The organism is Alloscardovia macacae (assembly GCF_002259705.1).
Lineage (GTDB): Bacteria > Actinomycetota > Actinomycetes > Actinomycetales > Bifidobacteriaceae > Alloscardovia > Alloscardovia macacae.
Genome location: NZ_MWWT01000015.1, coordinates 1 through 1,638 on the forward strand (window position 1 = coordinate 1; position 1,638 = coordinate 1,638).

At 47.8% G+C, this 1,638-nt stretch carries 1 protein-coding gene; it reads left to right on the forward strand.

Annotated elements, in window-relative coordinates:
* The first annotated feature begins 378 nt into the window (after nucleotides 1-378).
* Nucleotides 379-1,485: an IS1249 family transposase gene (locus tag ALMA_RS08110; RefSeq protein WP_158520636.1), complete on the forward strand. Its 1,107-nt coding sequence runs from the start codon at nucleotides 379-381 to the stop codon at nucleotides 1,483-1,485.
* The last annotated feature ends 153 nt before the right edge of the window (nucleotides 1,486-1,638 follow it).

A 1,638-nucleotide genomic window follows, 5' to 3' on the forward strand; every position in this document is an offset into this window, starting at 1 on the left:
AACTGTAGGGGTTGCCACCTCGTGAGACTGGAGTAATCTCGTCGGCTTCTGGCGCGCCCGGCAGGATAGTACCAGCGAGGCTCTTGTCGACGGGTTTGCCGCATAGGTGGCAGTGGGTGTAGGTGGAGAGGACGCGTGCGCGGAGTTTGTTCCTGCGAGCACTGTTGAGGCGACGTGGATTGTTGACCTATAGGACAGATTGTGTGTATGGTTTTCTTGTTTTGGCGTGTATTTTCGAGGCGTGTCGGGTTTTTAAATCGGTGATGGGTTTTTAAACTTTGGACACTATGTGTGTATATAACGCCGTGTGAGGCATTGTGTTTACTGGCGTGAGGACTGGTTTAAATTCTTGCGTGTGGTGTGGTTATGCTCGTTTGTATGAAAAACCTAAAGTGTGGCTCGTGTGGCCAAGCAATGAAAAAGAACGGGTATACCAGTAGTGGTAAGCAACGCTGGAGGTGTTTTACCTGTCGAGTCTCGCGTACTGTAATCTACCAGACTCGACGAGCGTATTTCACCCAGTTTATTGACTGGTTAACGAGTAAAACAGAGCAAGCATCCATGAAGGGTAAAGGCCGTACATTTCGCCGGCATACCAGCCAGTTCTGGCAGTATTGGCCGATCCCCCGACAGGCTGCTTCACCTAGTGATGTGGTATTTTGCGATGGTATTTATCTAAAACGACGTCTGGTTGTTCTTATTGCTCGTGGACGAGAGTATGTATCAGGCTGGTATCTAGCGCGTAGTGAAAACACGTATGCGTGGGAAAGTCTTCTCCAACGCATTCCTCCCCCAATTATGGTGGTCAGTGACGGCAGTAACGGGTTTGCCAGCGCTGTCAACACAGTGTGGCCATCTACGCGTATTCAACGGTGCTTATTCCACGTGCATAACCAGATTATACGGTGTACAACCAGGAAGCCTCAACTCCAAGCAGGCCAAGAACTCTATGCTCTGGCCGAGCGAATCGCGCGTCGTATGACCGCCAGTCAAGCCCAGCAATGGGTGAAAGACTATAACCAGTGGTGTCAAACCTGGGATGAGTTCCTGAAACAAAAAACAATCATTAATAAGAAAAGCGAGTATACACATAAACGGTTGCGTAAAGCACGCCGCGCGATTAACCAGCTTATTCGTGAAGGAACGTTGTTTACGTATATCGAGCTCGATCCGGATAATCAGGGTCTTTATCCACACACGAATAACATGATTGAAGGAGGAGTGAACTCTCAACTTCGGGATATGATTCGATGGCATCGAGGCCTTCCCCTGAGTAAACAAGCAAAAGCTATTTTCTGGTGGTGTACCCTGCATTCTAGTAAAAACATAGACCTCTACGAGCAGTTAGACACACTTCCCACAGACGAAACAATCACTGGTTTCTACGCGCAAGCCCACGAGAAGTACGAAGACGATAAAGACATGCGTTTATGGGGAGACCAACCCGTATGGGAAGAATTCCACACAGGCAACACGCTCTCCTAAACACCACCACGTTTAGCAGAAACCTCTAAAAAAAGGGGGGCTTTCACCACAAACACGAAAGCCCCTTTTAACCACCCCAAATACACACAAAATGTCCTATAAGCCTGTATTTAGATGTATTTTTTTGCACCTATTTGCATTCTACACGATTTT

Coding starts and splice junctions, on each gene's coding strand:
- ALMA_RS08110 (WP_158520636.1), top strand. CDS start 379: ATGAAAAACCTAAAGTGTGGCTCGTGTGGCCAAGCAATGAAAAAGAAC.